We start from the raw sequence: 20,243 nt of genomic DNA, 5'->3' as shown, positions 1-20,243 counted from the left end.
CGCCGACCATAGGCCGATGGAATGTTCTCGCGAGAACCGGCCGCAGGGTTGTCGGACCCTGCGGCTAACCTTTCCGACAAAAGGCAACCGACAATGACTGAAACATCTGCAATCCTCGATCTCTCCGCACATTTGCCCGTCGACACGTTCCAGCTGCAGATCCGCAAGCCCGGCACGGATACGCCGATCGGCTGGGTGATCGAGCTCGCCGGTCCAGCGCATCCGCAGACGATCGCGCTCAACAATGAATCGACCCGCGACGCGATCGATAAGGAAAAGGCGATCGAGTTCGCGCAGGTCAACGGCCGGAAGTGGAAAACCGAGGATGAGACCGTCGCCGATCGGCGCCGGCAGAACGTGACCAAGGTCTGCCGGCGCATTATCGGCTGGTCGCCAAATCCGACTTTCACGATCGTTTCGCTGGAACCAATCCCGTTCACGCTCGAGAACGCCGTCGACCTGTTCCTGCGGCCGCAGCTCGGCAGCTTCTTCGTCCAGGTGACCGACTACCTGACGAGCGAGCGGGCTTTTACGAGGCCCTCAAGTCAGACTTGAGGGCATTTGCCGAGCGCAGCTTTCTGCTGTCCTCGAGGGCCGGCGATGCCGGCGAGACCTATCGTCAGGTCCTCGAGGGCCTCGTCCTCCGGACGCGAGATCCGCAACGCAAGGCGGCGCGGGAAGCGATCCTAACGGTCCCGCCTATCCCGAAGGCGCTGACGTATCTCTGGCGCATCTATGACCGGCTGCGCCGGCGCAAGGGCGGCAACGGTTTCGCGCTGTCGCCGATCGAATGGCAGGATATCGACGCTTTCCTGCGCCGGACGCAAACCGACCTTGCTCCGTGGGAGCTCGAGATCCTCGAAATGCTCGATGATCTCTATCTGGTCGATTACTCGAAACTGCAAACGGAGGAGTGATGGCCGACCAGGTCGTGACCGAGCTCGTCATTGATGCGAACACGCAAGGCGCATCGGATTATGAGCGGGCAATGGACGGCGCCGCCGGCGCCGCGCAGCGCGGTACGGACGCGGCAACCGGCTTTAGCGCCGGCCTGGTCGCGCTCGGCGCCGGCGCCGTCGCCGCGGCTGCCACGGTCAATAAGGCGCTGGATTATATCGTCGGCTTTAACAAGTCGCTGGCCGACCTGTCCTCGCTCGCCGATCGCGTCGGTCTTTCGCTCAAGGATCTGCAGGGTATCCAGTTCGGCGGCCAGATCGCCGGGTTGACCGAAAGCCAGATCAATGCGGGGCTGGAAAAGTCGGCGCAGCTACTCAACGATGCGCAGCGCAATGCTAACTCGCTGTCGAAAGAGTTCGAGGCCAACGGCATCAGCCTGCGCAATGCGAACGGGCAGTTAATCAGCCAAAACCAGCTGCTGCAGATCTCGGCCGACCTGGTCAGCCGCGCGCGCAGTCCGCAGGACGCAATCGCGATCGCGCAGATGCTCGGCTTTACCAAGGAATGGGTGCCGCTGCTGCAACAGGGCGCCAGCGCGATGGGGGATCTCGGCAACCAGGCGCACGCCGCCGGCGCCGTTATTGACGACGAGACGATCAAGCGTGCGTCCGATTTCGATGCGGAATGGCGCAAGAGCTCGGTGCAATGGTCGCTCTACATGAAGGCGGCCTTTGCCGATGTGCTGCCGATCCTGGATGACTTGATCGAGCGGGCCGCCAAATTCTTCAAGTCGTTCGACCGGGACGCGGTCGAGAAGGCCGCAAACGAGCAGCTCGACGCGTTGTCTGGTGCTGTCGGCGGCCCTGGCGCAAACCAGACGGTCGGCATCAAGATCGGGATCACGCCGGAAACCGAGCGCGCGCTGTCCGATTTCAAAAATGCGTCGGTTTTCACGCTCGATTTCTGGGAATCGGCCGGCCGTGTCCTGAGCTCGTCGGTCCAGCGCATCCGTCCGGAGGATATCAAGTGGTACGCCGGGACCGGGACCTCGATCTCCGACACAAGCGGCGCGCAGAACGAGTTCGCGTGGCAGGGGCAGGCCTCGCAGCTCAAGTCAATGCAAGCGGGCCTGACCGGCCTGCAGTTCGGTCGGCCGTCCAATGTTGCGACGAGGGGTGACACGGCCGCAGATCCCGTCGATCGCGCGATCAACTCGCTGCGCAAGCATACCGAGGTCCAGGAGGCTGATACCAGGGCGGTCGGGCTCGGCGATGCCGCGCTCGCCGCTTTCCGCGCAACGGCCGCCGAGACCTCGGCCGTCCAGGCCAATGGCGGCAAGGAAACGGCCGCGCAGGCAAGGCAGTTCGCCGAGCTGCGCGATCGCGCGGCTGCTGCTGCCGACGCCCTGGCGCGGGCAAAGGTGAGCTCGCAGATCGATTTCAACAGCAAGACGGCGTTCCTGTCGTCCGACGACGTCGCGATCGCCTCGCAGCTCAAGGGCATCTATGGGAACGATGTTCCGGCCGCGCTCGATAGCACCTATGCGGCCGCGATCCGCACCAACAATGCCTTTAAGGGGATCTCGTCCTCGATCGAGAGCGACCTGGTCAACGGCCTGACCGATATCACGACCGGCGCCAAGTCGGCCGGGCAGGGCTTTACCGACATGTCGAACGCGATCGTCAAGGCGATCGAGCAGATGATTATCAAGATCACGATCGTCGAGCCGCTGATGAGGTCGCTGCAGATGGCGTCGTCTGGCCTCGGCGGGTTCTCGTTCGGCGGCATCGGCGGGGGCGCAACGTCGTCGACGGGCTTTACCGGGGGGCTCGGCGGCCTCTACCACACGGGCGGCATCATCGGCTCGGAGCCGACGTCAATGCGTTACGTCCATGGCGCCTATTTCGACGGCGCGCCGCGTTTCCACACGGGCGGAATCGCCGGCAATGAGGTCCCGATCATCGCGCAGCGCGGCGAGGGTGTCTTTACGCCGGGGCAGATGGCGGCGCTCGGCGCCGGCGCCGGCGGCGGGCGATCGCCGCAGGTCACCATCAACAATTTCACGGATGCGTCGCCGGCGGTCGAGCAGGCGCCGAACGGCGACATCACGGTGACGCTGCGCAAGATGGTCGACGGCGCGGTCGGGGATTCGTTGTCGACCGGGAGCGGCCGGCGCGTCCTCGGCGGCCAATACGGCCTGAAACCGTTCACGGGGCAGTAAGCAATGGCTTTGCCGGCATTCCCAATTGCAAACGCCGTCATCCTCAAAGAGGGTTTCGGCCTGCAGCGCATGCGCGATCCGATCGCGACCGATATGGAGCAGGGCAACACGCGGCAACGGCCGCGACCTGGCGACAATGTCGGCACGGTGACGCAGACGGTTCGCTTTTATGCGGCCGACTACGACACGTTTGTCGAGTGGGTAAAGACCACGCTCAACCTCGGAACGGCGCGTTTCACCATTGATGTTTGGCTCGGGACGTCGATGGCGAACAAGGTCTGCCAATTCATCAAGCCGGGAACGGCCCTGGTCGCGAGCTGGCCCAATCCGGAGCAGGTCGACGTCCGCATGACGCTCCGGGTTTACGACGTCTAGCCATGCCGACGCACAATGAAGCGCTGCTAGAGGCCTATGCCTCGTGTCCGCCGAGCGCGCGGATCTATTACACGCTCGAGCTCTGGCAGTCGTCATTCGACCAGCCGGCGCGGGTTGTCGCCAATGTCGGCGACGATATGACGTTTGGGCTCGAGGCGAGCGCGCCGCGCAACGCCGGCGAGACCGTGACCTTCATCGCGTGTCCTTTCGAGGCCGGCTATCCGGAGCAGAAGGAAGGGCAGCCACCGTCGACCACGATCAAGATCGACAACGTGAACCGCGAGCTGGTGCCGAAGATCCGGGCTGCGCAGGGTACGCGGGAATATATCCAGGTGCTTTATCGCGAGTACCTCGGCAGCGACCTGACCGAGCCGGCCTACGGGCCGATCGAGTTCGAGCTGCGCAGCGTCCAGATGGTTGCGGCATCGCTGACCGGAACGGTCATGGTCAAAAACCTGCAGAACAAGCGGTTTCCGCGGCTGACGCGGAATTACGACTATATCCAGTTTCCGAGCCTGCTGCCGTGATGCGGTCCGATTTTCTCTCGCCGCTGATCGGCGAGCCGTGGGCCTGGCAGTCGCGCAACTGCTGGGATTTCGCCTGCCATGTCCAGCGCGAGCTGTTCGGCCGCGAGCTGCCACAAATCGCGGTGCCGGCCGATTTCAGCCGGCGTTGGGTGCTCGAGGAATTCGCCGGCCATCCGGAGCGCACGCGCTGGCGCCAGGTGCCGGACGGTCCTGGCGGCCTGGTGATGGCTGCTGACGGCGCGCTGGTCCTGATGGCCCATGCCCGGTTTCCCGCGCATATCGGCGTCTGGCTGCGCCAGGAGGGCCGGGTGATCCACTGCGATAGCCACGCGGGCGTTGCCTGCGAAACCGTCCTGGCGCTGCGCCAGGTGGGTTGGAAAAACCTCATGTTCTTTGAGCCGGTGACATGCACGGATCTGTGAAGCGATTGCCCAAGCCGCCGGCGAGCTCACCCGAGCGTCCGCGAGCTCGTCGCGCGCGGCGCAGCGACGCCGCGCGTCAGCCGGTGCTGCATCTGGTGATGCCGGGCCTCGAGGTCGATCGCGCCGAGCCGCGGCCGAGGGAAACCGTCACGGCCTTTCTGCGGCGAACAGGCTGGGCAAAGCGCGATCGGGATTTCGGCTGGCAGTTCAAGAAGGGCCTGCCGACCGTGCTCGAGATCAACGGCGAGGCGGTGCTGCGCCGGGATTGGCGGTCGCGCCGCATCGGGCCGGCCGACGCCGTCCGCTTCATGTCCTATCCGCTCGGCGGCCAGGGCGGCGGCAACGCGGCCAAGCAGATCATCGGCCTGGTCGCGTTGGTCGCGGTCTCGGCCTTCGCGATCTGGGCCGGTCCCGCGCTGTTCGGCGCCGGCACGTTCGGCGCGCTCGCGACGACGGCGGCGATCGGCATCGGCGGCTCGCTGCTCGTCAACGCCCTGGTCGCGCCAAAGGCCGGCGCGACCAATACGCCGACCGCAACGCAGGATCAGATTTATTCAGTCGCGGCGCAGGGCAACGTCGCCAAGCTCGGCCAGCCTTTGCCGGTCTGGTATGGCCGCGTAAAGGACTATCCGGATTTCGCCGCGACGCCCTGGGGCGAATTCGTCGCCAACGATCAATACCTCAACGTCCTGCTGTCGCCGACCATGGGCAGCATGCAATACGAGGCCGTCTATATCGACGATACCGTGTTCTGGGACGCGACCAACGGGATCGCGGCGGCATTCAGCAACGCGCAGATCGCGTTCTATGAGCCTGGCAGCCCGGTCACGTTGTTTCCGACCAACGTCGACCAGTCCGCCGAGGTCAGTGGCCAGCAGCTTCCCTCTGGATCTGGAACGTCGGGCGGCCAATACGATTCAAACGGCCTGCCGTTTGGCGCCTCGGCGCGCACGCCTGGCGCGTGGATCGGGCCGTTTGCGGCCAACCCGGCGGGAACGCTGGCGCAATCGCTCGCCGTCGATTTTGTCTTTGCGGCCGGGTGCTACACGGTCAACGGAAAGGATGGCTCTATCGGCTATTCAAACGTCGGCCTTACAGCGGAATATGCGACCTGCGACAACGCCGGCGCGCAGACCGGGCCGTTTAATCCGCTGTTCTCGATCGTGCGGCAGTACGCCTCGCAGGCGCCAGTCCGTGACAGCGTCAAGGTCGACGTTGCGCCTGGCCGCTACCTGGTCCGCTTTCGCCGCGAGGATGCCGAGCTCGCCGGAACCGCCGGCAGTAACTCCGTGCTCTGGGCTGGCCTGCGGTCGTTCCTGAAGGGCAATAATTCGTTTCCGGACGTCTCGACGATCGCGATCCGGTTGAAGGCGTCACAGTCGACGCAGGGCTCCTATAAATTCGGCGTCCTCGGGACGCGCAAGGTCCCGGTTTGGAACGGCGCGGCGTTCGTGACGCAGGCAACCCGTAACCCGGCTTGGGCTTTCCTCGACGCGGTCACCAGCGGGCAATATGGCTCGGGCCTGTCGATCGCCAAGGTCGATTTCAATGCCGTTGTAAATCACGCCGCCGGCTGCGATGCGCGCGGCGACACGTTCGATTATCGCTTTACGACGGCCGTCGCCGTGCCTGACGCGCTAAACAAGATCCTGGCGCCGTCGCGCGCGCAGCATTTTTGGCTCGGCGATACCGTGTCGATCGTCCGCGACGAGTGGCGCGACGTGCCGACCATGCTCCTGACCGATCGCGAGATCGTGCGGGATTCGATGCAGGTCAGTTTCACCATGCTCGGCGAGGAAGATCCCGACGCCGTCGTGGTCGAGTATGTCGACGAGCAGACCTGGCGGCCGGCGCAGGTGCAATATCCGCCGGACAGCGACGCTTTCACGTCGGTCAATGCCGAGACCAAGCGTGTCGACGGCATCGTCAACCGTGACCAGGCGTTCCGGGAATGCGCGTTCTATTACCTGCAGTCGATCTATCGGCGCGAAAATGTGGCGCTCGGCTCGGAATACGAGGGCAGGGCGATCACGCGCGGATCTGTGGTGCGGGTTCAATCCGACCTGCCGGAGACGTATGGCTATGGCGGCGCCGTCGTCGGCGTCGCCGGCGCGACGCTGCAGCTCAATCCGGCGCCGGTCTGGGATGAGGGGCCGTTCTATATCCGCCTGCGGAAGCCGAACGGAAAATTCTTTGGCCCGGTGCTCTGCAGCCGCGGCGTCGATGCTGCGCATGCCGTCCTCGACGCTGCGAGCCTGGCGGCAGCTCAGACGGCGCAGGCGACCACGCTGGCGGCCGTCCTGGCGCGCGAGGATGGCGCCGAGTATCCGTCATTTGACCTTGGCACGGGCGCTAGCCAGTCGAGGCTGTGCGTCGTCCTGGATGGCTCGCCGAACGGCGGCCAGTTCACGCTCAACATGGTTGTGGATGACCAACGGGTTCATGCGACGGATCTCGGCAACCCGCCGGTGCTACCGAGCGCGCAGTATCCGTCAAACGACAAGGTCCCGCTGGTGTTCGGCCTCAATGCCTACATCAGCCAGGGCACGGCCGAGCCGAGGCTGTTCGCCAGCTGGTTTCCGACCGCGGGCGCGATCTACTACGTCGCCGGCGTCTCCTATGACGAGGGCAAGAATTGGACGCAGGTCTATGAGGCGGCCGAAAACCAGTTCGATACGGTCGTCAGCCTGGCCGCGGTGCGTCTCCGCGTCCAGGCGGTCAATGCGACGATGCGCGGCGCCTATTCGTTCGTCGACCTCGAGGCTCCGACCGTCAAGCTCTCGCCGGGAATGGTCACGCTCGAGTCGTTTAACGCGGCCCTGAAAAAGCAGGTGACCGAGGTCGCCGATCAAAATAACGACGAGATCAATACCGCGCTGCAGACGATCGCGGCCGGCGTTGCCAACCAGGACGCGCGCAACTGGCTCGACATGAAGTCCATCCGGTCGGAAATGTCAGCCCGTGTCGGGGCGGCGTTCGCGCAGATCGCAACGGTCCAGACGGTCGCCGTCAACGCGCAGCAGGCCGTTGCGGATCTCAGCACGTCGGTTACAGCCGAGTTCGGCGACGTCAATGCCTCGATCACTCAGCAGTCGACGGCGATCGCGCAGCTCAACGGATACGCTGCTGCGGCCTGGTCGCTGACGCTCAACGTCAGCGGCTATGTGACCGGAATTCAGCTGGTCAACGGCGGACCGGGCGTGTCGGCGTTCACGGTCGTCGCCGACAAGTTCCAGATCCAGCTGCCTGGCTATAACGGCAATGTGCCGAAAGCCGTGTTTTCCGTTGGCACGATCGGCGGCGTCGCCTCGATCGGGATCACGGCGAATATGTATCTCGACGGCGTCCTGACCGCGCGGATGATGAATATCGGCGTGCTGAGCGCGATCACGGCCAACGTCGGCACTTTGACGGCGGGTGTCATTCAGAGCACGTCGGGCCTGATGGTCATAAACCTGACCGGCGGCACCATCACGATCTCAGACTCGTGACCAAGCGCATCTATATCGCTGCGGACCGCGTCACGGTTTCAAAGCCGGGCTATGACGCCGAGAATCCGCCGGCCGTCGACTACAAATATTTGTCACTGGATTCGCGCTTGAACCAGGGGCGGCCGCTCGAGGTCGGCCTGTTTCCGAGCACCGTTTTCGGCAACGGCAAGGTCTTCTATTCGACGACTTATCCGCATCCGCCGGCGATCGACATCGTCGCTTACAGCATCCCGTCAGCTGGTGTTGCGCTGTACTCGAAAGCGATGGTTTGCCGGGATGCGAATTCGAGCATTGCTTACCAGCGCTCGAGCTGGGTGCCGATCCTCTACAAAGACGGGTTTTTGATCTCGGACGATTGGCGATACAGGCGCTCGCGCGTCATGGGAACGGGCGTCAACCTCTATTACATCGCCTGGCAGGTCTGGTGAGATGACGCGGCGCTTTCACGCGGGCTACAACTCGTTTCTGGGTGCCTATGGCGCTTGGCTGTCGCGGCCTGGCGTCGACGTCCTCGCGACCTCGAGCAATGCAGACTTTCTGCTGCGGTCTGAAACCAAGAATGACCAGATCGTCATGTCGGGATCGATCTATCTGCCGATCGGCAGCGGCGACCAGAACATTCCCTATCCGGCGACGTTCACCAGAACGCCCTATGTTTGGTTCGAGGCCTATATCGACGGCGGCGTGGTTGCCTACCCCTACAATCTCGGCATGGCAGCGCGCGAGGGCACGGTCAGCGGCGTCTTCACTTACGAAGTTGGCATGGGCCTGGTGTTCTGGAACAACAAGATCACGCTGAACAACACCAGCGAGGACTACAATTTCTATGTGGATTACATGATCTTCCACCGCAGCCTTGGTCTCTGATGGTTAGGCGCGTCTTGATCCAGTCCGGCGCCGGCGCGGCAATGAGCGTAAGCCTGCCGGGGGTCGACGTGACCACTGCGAATATCGACCAGATGGTGTTCGATTCACGTTGGTCGGGGCATCAGTTCTTTGCGTCGGGGATACTCGATAGCTCGCAGGACTCTGTCGCGACGTTTTTCTTCCCGTCGACGCTTGATGCTGTCCCGTTCCTGGCGGCCTACACGGACACAAACATCACACTCGCGCCTGGGAGCCAGTATCTGGGCTTTACCAACTTTCGGGGCAACAGCTCCGACTATTGGGTTTACGCGCAGGTCACGACCTCGTCGCTGCAGTTCCGGTTCAAATTCGGCAACCAGGTCGGCCGGCTGTACTACGCGCTTTTCAGGAGGATCGCAGGATGACGGGGGTAACGCTCGACGCGGCATGGGCTGTCGCCGGCTACATGCCGGCTGGTGGTGACGGGCAGGCGGCCTTGGTCGGCACGGCGCCGGAGACGGTCGAGGAGCCGGCCGCGGCCAGCAAGCCGAAAGTCATCGTCCGGCATGACGACAACGGCATGATTACGGCGGTCACGCTGCAGGTCGAGATCGGAATGGACGTGCTGTCGGAGCGATATGCAGAGATGGGCATCCCGCACATTCTCTATGACGGCGAGGTCGATATCGCCGACGCCTGGGTGAAGGACGGCCAGGTGGTGCCGAAACTCGACGTCGAGATCTCCGGCGAGGTCAGGTCGGTCAAGGCGGACGGCGAGGATCTGCTCGAGCTCGCGGTCGCGCCGGCGGAGTTCGATGCGACCGTCGTGCTCGACGGCGCGATGGTTCACTCCGAGCATGTGACCGATGGAAAGCTCGAGTTCTCGGTCGATCATCCGGGTAGCTACGCGATTTTCGTCGTGCCGGCGCATCCCTATCGCGTGAGGCGGCTGGACGTCGAGGCGATCGCGCCATGAGGGTGAGCGTCGTCGAGGTCAAGCGGAAGCGCGTCGAGGCGCGCGTCAATGAGCGTTACATGGTCGACGGCCATGACGTCGCGCACGATCGCAAGCGCACGCTGGCCGCGTCTGTTGCCGCCGGCGCCGAGCCATCAGCCGAATTCGCCGAGGCGGCAGCCGTCGAGGGCGTCACGCCGCAGGCGCTGGCGCTGACGATCCTGGCAAAGCCGGACGAGCTCATGACCAAGGAAAACAAGCGGCGATCGATGGTCGTTCGCACGCGGGCGGCAAAAACCGTCGCCGAGCTCGAGGCGATCGAGGCCGAGGCCGACGCGACCGCGGCGCCGCGGACGTCGCGCATCTTTATGCAGGAAGGACCGTAGCCAATGACGGCGCTCACAAGCTATTCAACCGGGACGATCTCCGTCGCCGCGAACGGAACGGCCGTCACTGGCGTCGGGACCATCTGGTCCGGGACCAACGTTCGGCCTGGCGACATCCTGCAGATCGGCAATTTTCAGACGATGATCACGGACGTCACTGATCCGACGCATCTCGTCATTCCGCCATGGGGTGGCGGCGCGCAGGCCGGCGTCGCCTATGTCGTCTGGAGAGTGTCGCAGCAGCGTATCGCCGGCGCGCAAGCGATGGCCGATGTTTCGACGCTTGTCGCGGCGCTGAATACGACGGGCTTCTTTTGGTTTGTCGACGTGTCGCTCGCCGCGCCTGATCCGTCGCTCGGCTCGGACGGCCAATATGCGCTGCAGCCGTCGACCGGGAAAATGTGGGTTCATGCCGCCGGCGTCTGGACCTATCTCGGCATCTACAAGGGTTTCAGCTTTCGCGGGGCCTACGACAACGCGGCCGTCTATTCGGTTGGGGACGTGCAGACGACGGCCGGCACGTCCTATGTCTGGATCAACCCGGCGCCGGGGTCGGGACATCCCGCGCCCGACGCGACTTACTGGCAGGTCCTGGCGGCCAAGGGCGACAAGGGCGACACTGGCCCTGTGCCGTGGAGCAATACGACGACTTGGGCAACCGCGACGAATTACGTTGTCGGGCCGCCGGCGTCGGTCGTCGTGCATCCGCTCAACAAAAATATCTATCTGTGCATCGTCCCGCATCTGTCAGGAGCGTTCGCAACCGACCTGGCCGCCGGCAAATGGCTGCTCATTGGTCAAAGCGCGACGGAGGCGACCAGCGGGACCGCGCTCGCGATCGGCGTCGGATCGAAAGTGTTCTCGGCCGTCACAGGCTTTTCATACCAGAACGGCGTTCGCCTACGCGCATCGTCGAATGGCTCGCCGACCAATTGGATGGAAGGCGTTTGTCTGTACGATCCCGCGGCGCAGATCATCACGATGACGGTCGACAGGACCGCCGGTGCCGGCACCTTTGCAGACTGGAATTTCAACCGTGTCGGGCAGCCCGGCGCGGGCGATCTCTCGTCGGTGAACAATCTTTCCGACGTTTCCAACAAGCCGGCCGCTATCAAAAATCTTGGCGTGCCGGGCGTGATACGCGGTTATTGGTATGGGCTTGGCATGTCGACGCCGGGCTCCTCGCCTTTGCTCACCGTCGCAGCCGGTGTCGCCACGGACAGCACCGCGTCGGACATGATCGTGTTGGCCGCACCGATTGCGAAAACGATCGGCGCGAATTGGTCCGCCGGCAACAATGGCGGAATTCTCGATACCGGAGCAGCCGCGGCCGGCTTCTATCATATTCATCTAATCAAAAATCCGACAACGAGCGCGGTCGATGTTCTCGCGTCGCTCAGTGCCACCGCTCCGACGTTGCCTAGCGGGTATACGCTATTTCGTCGCATCGGTTCGCAATGGTATGGCGGCGGCGTATGGACACCCACCCTGCAACGAGGGCAGGAATTCTGGTGGACCGGCGTTTCGGTCGACGTCAACATTGCTAATCTTTCTACTGCGCTGCAAACGTTCACACTCGCAAGCGTTCCGCCCGGCGTCCAAGTGCAAGCGATCCTTACGGTTGTAGGTTGGAACACCGCTTATAACACGGTGTGGTGGGTCCATGACGTCGCTATGTTCGACAATGCGCCAAGCTACAATACCGGCGGCACAAGCGTTGAAGCATCGTCAACTACAAGCGGCAACATGGCCGAAATTCGCGTTTGGACGAACCTAGCGCAACAGGTGTGTGCGCGTTCAACGACTGCAAATACGGCATTGAAAATCTTTACTCGCGGTTGGTTCGATCCGTTCGGGAAGGTGTAACTATGGGTCATATTGCACGCGATGATGCGGGCGAAATCGTCGGCTGGTTTGCTTGTGAGCAGCCCGGAATTATCACGACGGAAATAGCTGATGATGATCCCGCGGTGGTCGCGTTTCTCAATCCGCCGTCGCTGGTGCCGAGCTCTTGCACCAAGCTCGGACTGAAACGGGCTTACGACGAGCTCGGCAATTGGGCGATCGTCAAGGCCGCGATCGCGGCTGACCAATCCGTCCAGGAGGAATGGGATCTCGCGACCGAGCTCCGGCGCGCAGATCCTCTGGTGCAACGCATGATCGCGGCCCTCGGCCTCTCTGACGCGCAAGTCGACCAGCTCCTGATCCGCGCAAACGCCCTGGTCTGACTAGTTGATCCAAGTCAACGTTGTCAGGGCTCAACCGGTCAGCTTGCTGCTATGAAGGCCGGGAGAGATTGGATCGCAATCATTGGATGCACCGTCATCGTCGCGACGGTGCTCGTGGTCATTCTCGTTTTCGCACTCTAGTCACCTTCAACATCCCCCAAAGGACTATCACGATGACCAACGCAGCGATTTCTGCGAGCGCTCTCGATTTGCATGGAATCTCCCGCGCTGCCTTCGACCTGATCGTCAGCGCCGAGGTCACCAGCCAGGCGTTTTATAACAAGCGCTATCGGACCGTCCTCGAGCATCCGAGCGACAACTCGGGGCCGACCGGCGCGATCGGCTACGATTTCGGGACGCAGACCGCAGCGCAGATCCGCGCCGATTGGCGCGGGCGCGTGAGTGACGCGATGCTTAAGGTGCTGGTCGGCGGCGCCGGCCTGCGCGGCGACAAGGCTGCTGCCTATTGCCGCAAGACGCGGGGATTGATCGATATCCCTTGGGACGTCGCGCTCGAGGTGTTCTCGAGCCATGACATCCCGCGCTACCTGTCGATCTGCCGGCGGCTGTTGCCTGGTCTCGACGAGCTCTCGCCGGATTGCATCGGCGTCATCCTCTCGATCGCGTTTAACCGCGACGCCGGCGGCTTCAACAAGCCGGGACCGCGCTGGTCGGAGATGCGCCAGATCAAGGCGGCGATCGGCAGCGGCGAGCTCGCCAAGATCCCTGGCCTGATCCGATCGATGAAACGGCTCTGGCCTGACAGCAAGGGCGTTCGCATCCGCCGCGACGACGAGGCGGCGCTTTTCGAGCATGGCCTCGCCACGTCGCATCCGCATGAGCATGCGAAGCTCGCGACGACGCCGGCGCCGGTCGATCCGGACGCCGTCGCCTATGTCCAGCGGCGGCTGCGCGAGCTCGGCTATTACGACGTCGGTCAGGTCGACGGCGAACAATCGCCGCAGGGTCGGACCGAGGGAATGATCCTGGCCTATCGCAACGCGCGCGGCCTGCCGCTGACGCCTGACATCGACGACCAGCTGATCGCCGAGCTCGGCAAGCCGCAGACGCCGCGCCAGGTGGCCGAGACGCGCGCCAGCGCGACGGTCGAGGATCTCCGCGACGAGGGCTCGCAGACCATTGCGCTGACCGATTGGGCCAAGCGCTGGGCCGGCAAAATCTTCGGCGGCGCATCAGGCCTCGGCGGCGCCGGCGTGCTGACCTGGATCACTGACAAGGCGACGCAGGTCTCGGCCGCAAAGGACGCTGTCGGCGGCCTCGGCCTGTCGTCGACGGCGATCGACGCGATCGTGATCGGCGCCGTTGCGCTCGCCGTCATCGCCGGCGCCGGCGTCCTGGTCTGGATTGTCGCCGACAAGCTCGAGCAGCGCCGCGTGGCTGACTATCGCGTGGGGAAACACGCATGAGCTGGATCGTCGCAATCGTCCTGCGCCTGGCGGGCGTCGCCGGCGTCAGCCTCTCGCCATTCGCTGCCGGCGCGCTGTTTGCCGGCGGCCTGGCGCTGCTCGCCGGCGGCGGCGCGATCGCCGGCGCCGTGCATCTCTACAACGCAGGATATCGCTCGGCCGACGACAAGTGCGAGGCGGCGCAGACCGCCGCGCAGAACGCTCAATTGCAGGCGCGCCTCGAGGAGAAGGATCGCCAGCTCGTTTTCGCCAACGCCCTGCAGCAGCGCGATGCCACGCGCGCTGCGGCGGCCGAGGAGCAGCTCAAATCCAACCAGGGGGCAATCGATGCAACGCCGGCTAATCCTAACAAGTGTTTTACTCGCGACATGTCTCGCCGGGTGCGTGGGGTCCGGTAGCCTCGACAAGCTGCAGGCGCCGCCTCCGGACGCGCCGAACATTCCGGCGCTGCCGGCGGACGTCGCGGCCTGCGAGCGCGCGCCGGTCGATACGCCGGACCGCGAGCTCGACGCCGGCGAGATCGAGCGGCTCTGGAAAATCGACCGCGCCGCGCTGGCAAAGGTCAATGCCTGCCTGCGACGCGCCGTCTGCCAATACCAGGACGTCCGCGAGGGCATCGGCCGCGTCGACGGCTTGGCCTGCGAGAGCATCGCGCCGGCGGAAAAGCCGGCGCCGCGCCTCGGCCTCTTCAAGCGAAAGAAGGCGAAATGAGCGGCGACGAAATGGCGAGCGTGAATGCCGCCTTGCTGCAGATGGCCGCCAAGATCGGCGGCCTCGAGTCGACGGTCTCGACGCTGCTACAGACCTGGCAACGGATGGAGGAGAAAGCCTCCGAGGGGCGGAAGGATCTGCATCAGAAAGTCGAGGCGCTGCGGGCCGAGGTCACGACCATGGGCGCGCAGATCTCGACGGCGACGAAAGAGATCGCCGACATGAAGCCGACCGTCCAGGCCGTCCAGAATGTGCGCGTCCAGGCTGACGGCGTCAGAAACGTCAGCCGCTGGCTCTATTGGGTCGCGGTCGGTTTGAGCGGCGGCGTTGTCTGGGTCGTGACCAACTTCGTCGACATTCACGTCAAGCATTACTGAGTTTGGGCGCGCGGCCACGCCTGGCTAGCGCCCGGCTTGGCTCGGGATAGCGTGACGGGTTTCGGCGCTGGCCAAAACGCAACTGATAGGGATCCTCGGCCGGTTTGGCGAATCGGTTCCCCTGTCAGGCGAGCTTGTTCCGGACGACATAGGCGCGGCCCTTTGGCGTGACCGACCAATACTGATCCCCGGTATCCATACTGAACCCTCCGAGGATGGCGAACTCTCGATCACTGAGCTGATCGAGATGATATTTTACGTAGCTGCGATCGATTCCCAGATGCCCGGAAATGTAGCGTGAATCTGAGTGGTCTGAGTTCGGAAGTTTGAAAAGATAGACCAGCACCTTGAGGGTGTCGTCATCAAGGTCCACCGGAGGTGGCGGTGGGTCCGCAAATTGGTGTTGGTGAACCGGCTGGCCTTCGGCGCGCAAGGCTTCGCTGATCGATTTATCGAGCTCGGTACAAGCCTCGAACAACGCCTCAGCGGTCGGCACGCTCTTAAACCCCGTCACGATGTAACGGGCGTCCATCGCAACGTCTTCTTCTTTGATGTGGCTGAGCAGCTCCCTTGTCTCCGCTGAGAGCACGAGGCCGTTTTGTTCGCTCTCTTCGCCTAGACGGCTGATGTTGTGCCCGATGCCCTTCAGCTTCGCCAGATTGTAGTTCTTCAAGCGCAGTAGGCTCTTTAGGTAGAGCTCGATGCCGTGACAAAAGAGGAAGGTTACGGGCGCACTTGGGTGCGTCACCTTCAACTGGAGCTGCTGCAGCCCCACGGCGGACCGCCAATACGAGCGCGCAGTGTTGAACAGGCCTAAGGCCGACGTTCGATCCATTTCCATCAGTGTGTCCTGCGAGCAATTCGCTTATTGATTTTATTACGATTCTATGTCGTCCCTGCGAGGGAAAGGGGCTAGCGCTTATCCTGGCAGTTGGGCAAGTCGTTCTAGTTGCTTTTTGCTCAGCAGTGTCGAATCCGCCTTGTTTGGAAGTGTGTAAACCGGGCGGAGAAATTCGGTCAGCTCCTCGCCCCTGGCCTCGATCACAAAGGAGTGCTTGAGTAGAGCTGACAGAGCTTCGAAATTGGTCGTGATAAGCAATATTTTCTGATCATCGAGACCTTCCTTGCCCTCCCACTGGCTAAGCTCCTTGATATGCCAATTGAGCTGGTCGCCAGAGCGGTTCGGATGCATCACGCCATGCGCCAGACGATTGCGAGCTCCACAATAACTGTCAGCACGTTCCCTCGCTTCGGAAATGAACTCCCGCGCCACATCATCCAATTTTGTCGTCTGGAGCGCGCTGAGCAGTAGTCGCGACCGAGAGGAAAAACCGGCTCGGCTGGAAAAAAACAAGTTCTCGGCGGTCTTGAATCCAAGTCCGGTGCAGTGGCTAAACCAAAGTGCGAGCCCGTGTTCAATGTGAGCCCAAGCGGCCATCGCCTTGCCGTACAGCAGATAAAACCGGTCAGTCTCGGAGAGCTGGCTTGTGGTCTCGGTTTCGCTCAAGCGATTTCCCTCCTTAAGGACAGCCGTTAACCCGTTGCCGCCACCAGCTCCAGCGGAGCGGCAACCTGCATCCCCGGCGCGAGCGCGATCAGTTGAATATACTTCCGCTTCAGATCAAGCCCGTGACCGTCGCCGTACTTTGGCTTCTTGGTGTCATGGCCCATCAGCTCGTCCTTGAGCTCGTCGGGTGTCTCGACACTGCGCAGGCGATCCTTGAAGCCGTGCCGTAGCGAATAGAGCGTGTGGGCTTCGGTCTCGCGCAATCCGTGGTCGGAGAAATACGCGTTCACCGCGGCCGAGAGAGTGTCGCCTTTGTCGCGGTAGTGCGGGAAGCCGTCCGGGAATTGCCGCATGGCCTCGAGCGAGACGCCGACCAGGGGGATGTCTCGGTCGGAGAACGCGGTTTTCAGGACGCGATCGTCGGGCCGCACGCGGATGAACGGAATGGGCCCGTCGAGGACAATGTGCTTGCGGCGAAGATTGATCACCTCGCTCGGCCGGGCGCCGGTGTTGATCATCACCATGACGACGGCGCGCTCTTCGTCGTTCATGGTCTCCAGCGCGCCGGCCGCCAAGATACGGTTGACGATCCACCAGGGCGAGAAGGGCGGCCGCGGCCTCGATTTGTCGCCCTCGAGGCGGGCGCCGGCGAACACGCGATCGAGGTTCAGCCGGTGACGCTTAGAGACAGCGGATAGCATGCCGGTGATATGCGTCAGGTTTCGATTAGCGGTCGCTGCCAGGACCTCGCCATCGACAACGCGTTCGGTCCAGTGGTCGGTGTATTTCAGGGCGTCGTCGCGGGTCAGTCGCGTGATGGCCTTGTCGCCGATGACTGTGACGAGCAGCTCGATCGCGCGCTTCTTGCCGTTCTTCCATTTCTTGAACTGGCCCGGCGACATCTTGGCGATCGTGGTTTTCTTGGCGATCTCGAATTCATCGAACAGGCCGGACAGCATGATCTCTGGCAGCTCGACGCCGCCGAGGGTAGCCGCGGCGGTGGCGGGGTCGTGCCGCCGATCGCCGACCGCAAGCGCGTCGATCCGCCGAAGGATCTCCGCAAGGGCCTCTTTCGCGACGTCGTCGACCGGCCGGTAGGTCAGCTGCAGGGCCTGCGCCCGCTGCCGGGCCTCCTCGAGCGCGACAATGGAATCCCGCGTTCCCTGGCCCGCGGCGGCTCTCCACGACGCCTCCAGGTCGATATTGAGCTGGTCAGCGATCCGGCCCGCGCGGATGCCAGACCGATCGTCGGCGACGCGGATCTTGGTCGATTGCTTGACGATCCCGCGCGGGTCTACCGAGGCGAATTCGGGCGGCACGCGCCGCACGAAATGCCAGTATCCCTTTCTCTTGGTCAGACGTTCTGGCATCGGCCCCTGTTGGACGTTTTGTTGCACGCCAACATCCAGGGAGTTACCGCCAAAAGTCAATAAATTTGGGATTTTTCTGAGATTTCAACAGGTTCGCGGATGAGGTCCGCCGCTCCGCTAGGGAGCGCCATTTCAGCGCCATTCCATAGCTTTGTCCGAAGCGGCTCCGTCCCGGGAGCGTAATCTTGCGCGGGCTGTTTTGCGCTCCGTATAATCCCCGCCCCAATCAAGCGGGCAGACGCCCCTCATTTCCGCTATCATTGCGGCCATGACGATCGGGATTACCGGACCCGAACGGAAGGCACCACGACAAAGTGGCGTGGTCGGGCTGATCCTTGCGACCATTGCCATTGTGATCTGGTTGATCCTGCTCGCGCTCGCGAGCGATTTCCTGGTCGACTGGCTGTGGTTTTCGTCGGTCGGCTATTTGCAAATCTTCTGGACAACCATCGGCGCCAAGGCTGCCACCTTTGCTGCGGTCTGGACGGGAACGGCTCTCATCCTCGGGGTGAACGGGTGTCTCGCGCTGCGTTTAGCCGGCAAGCGGTCGACACAGGTTGCCGCGGCGTCCGTCTGGCAGGTCGCGGGCAGCGCGCCGCTGGATCCGTTTGCGCGGTTGTTAGATCGACTGCCGTGGCCGGCGATCGTCGCAGGCGGGGCAGCGTTGCTCGCGCTGCTCGTCGCGGCGGCCGAAGTCGGCTATTGGGGCATCTTCCTGAGGTATCTCTATCAGGCGCCCTATGGCGCAGACGAGCCGCTCTTCAACAAGGACCTCGGCTTCTACCTGTTCTCGCTGCCCGCCTATGTCCTGATCAAGAACTGGTTCCTGCTCACCCTGGTCCTGAGCGCGCTGTTCGCCGCAACGATCTATTGGGCTCGCGGCGATATCGAATACGACGTTCATCGCCGGTCGATGTCGCCCATGGCGATCGCCCACGGTTCGGCATTGCTCGGCCTTCTCTTCGCGGTGAAGGCCTGGTCCTACGCTCTCGACCGCTATCTGCTGCTCTACGGCGACAACGGCGTTGTCGTCGGCGCAAGCTACACCGATGTGCATGTGGGGTTGCCGGCCCTGTGGCTCATGATCGCCCTCTCGATCACCGCGGCGCTCGTCGCGTGGGCAAACCTGCGGGTGCGCGGCTACCGGCTTCCGGCGGTAGCGGTCATGCTCGTCGCCGTCGGCGCCCTGGCTTTGTCCGGCGTCGTCCCCGCGCTGTTCCGGCAATTCTTCGTCAAGCCAAGCGAGCTGGAGCTGGAGAAGCCCTACATCGAACGCAATATCGCGCTCACCCGGCAGGCATACGATCTCGACAAGATCGTAGCCAAGCCCTTTGCCGCCGAACAGAAGCTTACCCTCAAGACGCTCGACGCCAACAAGGCGACAATCGATAATATCAGGCTGTGGGACTGGCTGCCCTTGTCGGATACCTACGCGCAGTTGCAGGAGATCCGCACCTACTACAGATTCCATGATCTCGACGTTGACCGCTACTGGCTCGACGATTCCTACCAGAGTGTGATGCTCTCGGCGCGTGAGCTGCGCTCCTCGCTCCTGCCGCCAAATGCACAGACATGGGTCAATCGCCACGTGCTGTTCACCCACGGCAATGGCGCGGTGATGAGCCCGGTCACCCGCAAGAGCACCGAGGGTCTGCCGCTGTTCTATTTGCGGGACATTCCGCCGGTAGCGGACGGAGGCCCCAGGATCGTCGAGCCGCGCATTTATTTCGGCGAGGAGAGCGACGACTACGTCATCGTCAAGGGAAGTGCGCCGGAGTTTGATTATCCGAAAGGCAAAGACAACGTCTATGCGGAGTATGAGGGCGCTGGCGGCATTCCGATCGGCTCAGTGGCGTGGCGAACGCTGTTCGCGTACTACCTCAACGACCCGAACCTTTTGCTCTCGAACTACATCACGCCGGAGAGCCGGATCATGATCTGGCGCAATATTCGGGAGCGGGTAGCCGCGATCGCGCCGTTCCTCATGCTCGATCATGATCCCTATCTGGTTATCAGCGGCGGGCGGATGTTCTGGATACAGGACGCGTATACGACGAGTTCCTATTTTCCGTCGGCGCCGCCTGCGCAGGATTTCGATCTCAACTACATCAGGAATTCGGTGAAGGTCATCATCGATGCCTATCACGGGACCGTCGATTTCTATTTGATGGATGCTACGGACCCGATTGCGGCGACCTACGCACGCATCTTTCCGCACTTGTTCAAGCAGTTCGCGGCGATGCCTGCGGACTTGCAGAAGCACATTCGATATCCGGAGGACCTGTTCCTGATTCAGGCGCGGCTGTTCCAGACCTACCACATGGAGGCCGCCGAAGTGTTCTACAATCGCGAGGATCTCTGGCAATTCCCGCGCCAGCCGGGCAGCGGCGGCGGCACCTCGGTGATGAATCCTTACTACATCATCATGCGGCTGCCCGGCGAGGCGCGGGCCGAGTTCTTCCTCATGGTTCCCATGGTGCCGAGCCGCCGCGACAACATGATC

Annotated in this window: 22 protein-coding genes; 19 read left to right on the top strand and 3 right to left on the bottom strand. The window is 63.0% G+C overall.

The annotated features are described in order from the left end of the window. Window positions 1–93: 93 nt before the first annotated feature. The 18 genes from FNJ47_RS04130 to FNJ47_RS04045 all read left to right on the top strand — a co-directional run bounded on the left by FNJ47_RS04130 (window position 94) and on the right by FNJ47_RS04045 (window position 14,863). Entirely contained in the window at window positions 94–555 is a 462-nt protein-coding gene (locus FNJ47_RS04130; RefSeq protein ID WP_163150894.1) for a hypothetical protein, read from the top strand. Beyond that, window positions 552–917, top strand: a complete 366-nt coding sequence (locus FNJ47_RS04125) for a phage tail assembly chaperone (protein ID WP_163150892.1) — start codon at window positions 552–554, stop codon at window positions 915–917. The genes FNJ47_RS04130 and FNJ47_RS04125 overlap by 4 nt, the downstream gene beginning before the upstream one ends. Continuing rightward, window positions 917–3,118 carry a hypothetical protein gene (locus FNJ47_RS04120; protein ID WP_163150890.1) on the top strand — a complete coding sequence of 734 codons (2,202 nt, stop codon included), beginning with the start codon at window positions 917–919 and terminating at the stop codon, window positions 3,116–3,118. The genes FNJ47_RS04125 and FNJ47_RS04120 overlap by 1 nt, the downstream gene beginning before the upstream one ends. Window positions 3,119–3,121: 3 nt before the next feature. Then, window positions 3,122–3,493, top strand: a complete 372-nt coding sequence (locus FNJ47_RS04115; RefSeq protein ID WP_163150888.1) for a hypothetical protein — start codon at window positions 3,122–3,124, stop codon at window positions 3,491–3,493. A 2-nt stretch (window positions 3,494–3,495) separates the two neighbouring features. Further along, window positions 3,496–4,020 carry a DUF1833 family protein gene (locus FNJ47_RS04110; protein ID WP_163150886.1) on the top strand — a complete coding sequence of 175 codons (525 nt, stop codon included), beginning with the start codon at window positions 3,496–3,498 and terminating at the stop codon, window positions 4,018–4,020. Continuing rightward, complete coding sequence (locus FNJ47_RS04105; RefSeq protein WP_206685290.1) at window positions 4,017–4,442, top strand: hypothetical protein; 426 nt, start codon at window positions 4,017–4,019, stop codon at window positions 4,440–4,442. Before FNJ47_RS04110 ends, FNJ47_RS04105 begins: the two co-directional genes overlap by 4 nt. Beyond that, window positions 4,427–7,933, top strand: a complete 3,507-nt coding sequence (locus FNJ47_RS04100; protein WP_163150884.1) for a host specificity factor TipJ family phage tail protein — start codon at window positions 4,427–4,429, stop codon at window positions 7,931–7,933. The genes FNJ47_RS04105 and FNJ47_RS04100 overlap by 16 nt, the downstream gene beginning before the upstream one ends. Then, window positions 7,930–8,361, top strand: coding sequence for a hypothetical protein (locus FNJ47_RS04095; protein WP_163150882.1), 432 nt, complete (start codon window positions 7,930–7,932; stop codon window positions 8,359–8,361). Before FNJ47_RS04100 ends, FNJ47_RS04095 begins: the two co-directional genes overlap by 4 nt. A 1-nt stretch (window position 8,362) precedes the next feature. Then, on the top strand, window positions 8,363–8,800 hold the full coding sequence (locus FNJ47_RS04090) for a hypothetical protein (RefSeq protein ID WP_163150880.1): 438 nt from the start codon (window positions 8,363–8,365) through the stop codon (window positions 8,798–8,800). A 14-nt stretch (window positions 8,801–8,814) separates the two neighbouring features. Further along, window positions 8,815–9,204 (top strand): hypothetical protein, encoded by a 390-nt coding sequence (locus FNJ47_RS04085; RefSeq protein ID WP_163150878.1) that lies wholly within the window; start codon window positions 8,815–8,817, stop codon window positions 9,202–9,204. Beyond that, window positions 9,201–9,755: a hypothetical protein gene (locus FNJ47_RS04080; protein ID WP_163150876.1), complete on the top strand. Its 555-nt coding sequence runs from the start codon at window positions 9,201–9,203 to the stop codon at window positions 9,753–9,755. The genes FNJ47_RS04085 and FNJ47_RS04080 overlap by 4 nt, the downstream gene beginning before the upstream one ends. Next, a complete protein-coding gene (locus FNJ47_RS04075; RefSeq protein ID WP_163150873.1) occupies window positions 9,752–10,120 on the top strand; it encodes a hypothetical protein in 369 nt (122 codons plus the stop codon). Before FNJ47_RS04080 ends, FNJ47_RS04075 begins: the two co-directional genes overlap by 4 nt. 141 nt (window positions 10,121–10,261) lie before the next feature. Beyond that, on the top strand, window positions 10,262–11,986 hold the full coding sequence (locus tag FNJ47_RS04070; RefSeq protein WP_163150871.1) for a hypothetical protein: 1,725 nt from the start codon (window positions 10,262–10,264) through the stop codon (window positions 11,984–11,986). Between the two features lie 2 nt (window positions 11,987–11,988). Beyond that, on the top strand, window positions 11,989–12,348 hold the full coding sequence (locus tag FNJ47_RS04065; RefSeq protein WP_163150869.1) for a hypothetical protein: 360 nt from the start codon (window positions 11,989–11,991) through the stop codon (window positions 12,346–12,348). A gap of 173 nt (window positions 12,349–12,521) precedes the next feature. Beyond that, a complete protein-coding gene (locus tag FNJ47_RS04060) occupies window positions 12,522–13,775 on the top strand; it encodes a peptidoglycan-binding protein (protein WP_163150867.1) in 1,254 nt (417 codons plus the stop codon). Beyond that, on the top strand, window positions 13,772–14,173 hold the full coding sequence (locus FNJ47_RS04055) for a hypothetical protein (protein WP_163150865.1): 402 nt from the start codon (window positions 13,772–13,774) through the stop codon (window positions 14,171–14,173). The genes FNJ47_RS04060 and FNJ47_RS04055 overlap by 4 nt, the downstream gene beginning before the upstream one ends. Next, on the top strand, window positions 14,160–14,486 hold the full coding sequence (locus FNJ47_RS04050; RefSeq protein WP_163150863.1) for a hypothetical protein: 327 nt from the start codon (window positions 14,160–14,162) through the stop codon (window positions 14,484–14,486). The genes FNJ47_RS04055 and FNJ47_RS04050 overlap by 14 nt, the downstream gene beginning before the upstream one ends. Then, window positions 14,483–14,863: a DUF1515 family protein gene (locus FNJ47_RS04045; protein WP_163150861.1), complete on the top strand. Its 381-nt coding sequence runs from the start codon at window positions 14,483–14,485 to the stop codon at window positions 14,861–14,863. The genes FNJ47_RS04050 and FNJ47_RS04045 overlap by 4 nt, the downstream gene beginning before the upstream one ends. A gap of 124 nt (window positions 14,864–14,987) precedes the next feature. Here the strand turns inward: FNJ47_RS04045 and FNJ47_RS04040 are convergent, their stop codons facing one another. The 3 genes from FNJ47_RS04040 to FNJ47_RS04030 form a co-directional block, all read right to left on the bottom strand. Further along, window positions 14,988–15,704 (bottom strand): hypothetical protein, encoded by a 717-nt coding sequence (locus tag FNJ47_RS04040; protein WP_163150858.1) that lies wholly within the window; start codon window positions 15,702–15,704, stop codon window positions 14,988–14,990. A 78-nt stretch (window positions 15,705–15,782) separates the two neighbouring features. Continuing rightward, window positions 15,783–16,370, bottom strand: coding sequence for a hypothetical protein (locus tag FNJ47_RS04035; protein WP_163150856.1), 588 nt, complete (start codon window positions 16,368–16,370; stop codon window positions 15,783–15,785). 26 nt (window positions 16,371–16,396) lie between these two features. Then, complete coding sequence (locus tag FNJ47_RS04030; protein WP_163150855.1) at window positions 16,397–17,740, bottom strand: site-specific integrase; 1,344 nt, start codon at window positions 17,738–17,740, stop codon at window positions 16,397–16,399. Between the two features lie 268 nt (window positions 17,741–18,008). On the opposite strand from FNJ47_RS04030, the gene FNJ47_RS04025 reads away from it, so the two are divergent. Continuing rightward, window positions 18,009–20,243: UPF0182 family protein (locus tag FNJ47_RS04025; protein ID WP_165445520.1), on the top strand; the 2,235-nt coding region annotated here is incomplete at its 3' end.

Source organism: Bradyrhizobium uaiense, from assembly GCF_010811875.1.
GTDB lineage: Bacteria > Pseudomonadota > Alphaproteobacteria > Rhizobiales > Xanthobacteraceae > Bradyrhizobium > Bradyrhizobium uaiense.
The sequence above is the reverse complement of the archived record's forward strand: the minus strand, read 5'-3'. Positions and strand labels throughout refer to the sequence as shown.

What these genes read in the sequence shown, in the direction of transcription:
- FNJ47_RS04115 (WP_163150888.1), top strand. Translation starts at nt 3,122, where the DNA reads ATGGCTTTGCCGGCATTCCCAATTGCAAACGCCGTCATCCTCAAAGAG.
- FNJ47_RS04090 (WP_163150880.1), top strand. Translation starts at nt 8,363, where the DNA reads ATGACGCGGCGCTTTCACGCGGGCTACAACTCGTTTCTGGGTGCCTAT.
- FNJ47_RS04120 (WP_163150890.1), top strand. Translation starts at nt 917, where the DNA reads ATGGCCGACCAGGTCGTGACCGAGCTCGTCATTGATGCGAACACGCAA.
- FNJ47_RS04100 (WP_163150884.1), top strand. Translation starts at nt 4,427, where the DNA reads ATGCACGGATCTGTGAAGCGATTGCCCAAGCCGCCGGCGAGCTCACCC.
- FNJ47_RS04075 (WP_163150873.1), top strand. Translation starts at nt 9,752, where the DNA reads ATGAGGGTGAGCGTCGTCGAGGTCAAGCGGAAGCGCGTCGAGGCGCGC.
- FNJ47_RS04070 (WP_163150871.1), top strand. Translation starts at nt 10,262, where the DNA reads ATGATCACGGACGTCACTGATCCGACGCATCTCGTCATTCCGCCATGG.
- FNJ47_RS04060 (WP_163150867.1), top strand. Translation starts at nt 12,522, where the DNA reads ATGACCAACGCAGCGATTTCTGCGAGCGCTCTCGATTTGCATGGAATC.
- FNJ47_RS04040 (WP_163150858.1), bottom strand. Translation starts at nt 15,704, where the DNA reads ATGGAAATGGATCGAACGTCGGCCTTAGGCCTGTTCAACACTGCGCGC.
- FNJ47_RS04045 (WP_163150861.1), top strand. Translation starts at nt 14,483, where the DNA reads ATGAGCGGCGACGAAATGGCGAGCGTGAATGCCGCCTTGCTGCAGATG.
- FNJ47_RS04055 (WP_163150865.1), top strand. Translation starts at nt 13,772, where the DNA reads ATGAGCTGGATCGTCGCAATCGTCCTGCGCCTGGCGGGCGTCGCCGGC.
- FNJ47_RS04080 (WP_163150876.1), top strand. Translation starts at nt 9,201, where the DNA reads ATGACGGGGGTAACGCTCGACGCGGCATGGGCTGTCGCCGGCTACATG.
- FNJ47_RS04110 (WP_163150886.1), top strand. Translation starts at nt 3,496, where the DNA reads ATGCCGACGCACAATGAAGCGCTGCTAGAGGCCTATGCCTCGTGTCCG.
- FNJ47_RS04030 (WP_163150855.1), bottom strand. Translation starts at nt 17,740, where the DNA reads ATGCCAGAACGTCTGACCAAGAGAAAGGGATACTGGCATTTCGTGCGG.
- FNJ47_RS04130 (WP_163150894.1), top strand. Translation starts at nt 94, where the DNA reads ATGACTGAAACATCTGCAATCCTCGATCTCTCCGCACATTTGCCCGTC.
- FNJ47_RS04065 (WP_163150869.1), top strand. Translation starts at nt 11,989, where the DNA reads ATGGGTCATATTGCACGCGATGATGCGGGCGAAATCGTCGGCTGGTTT.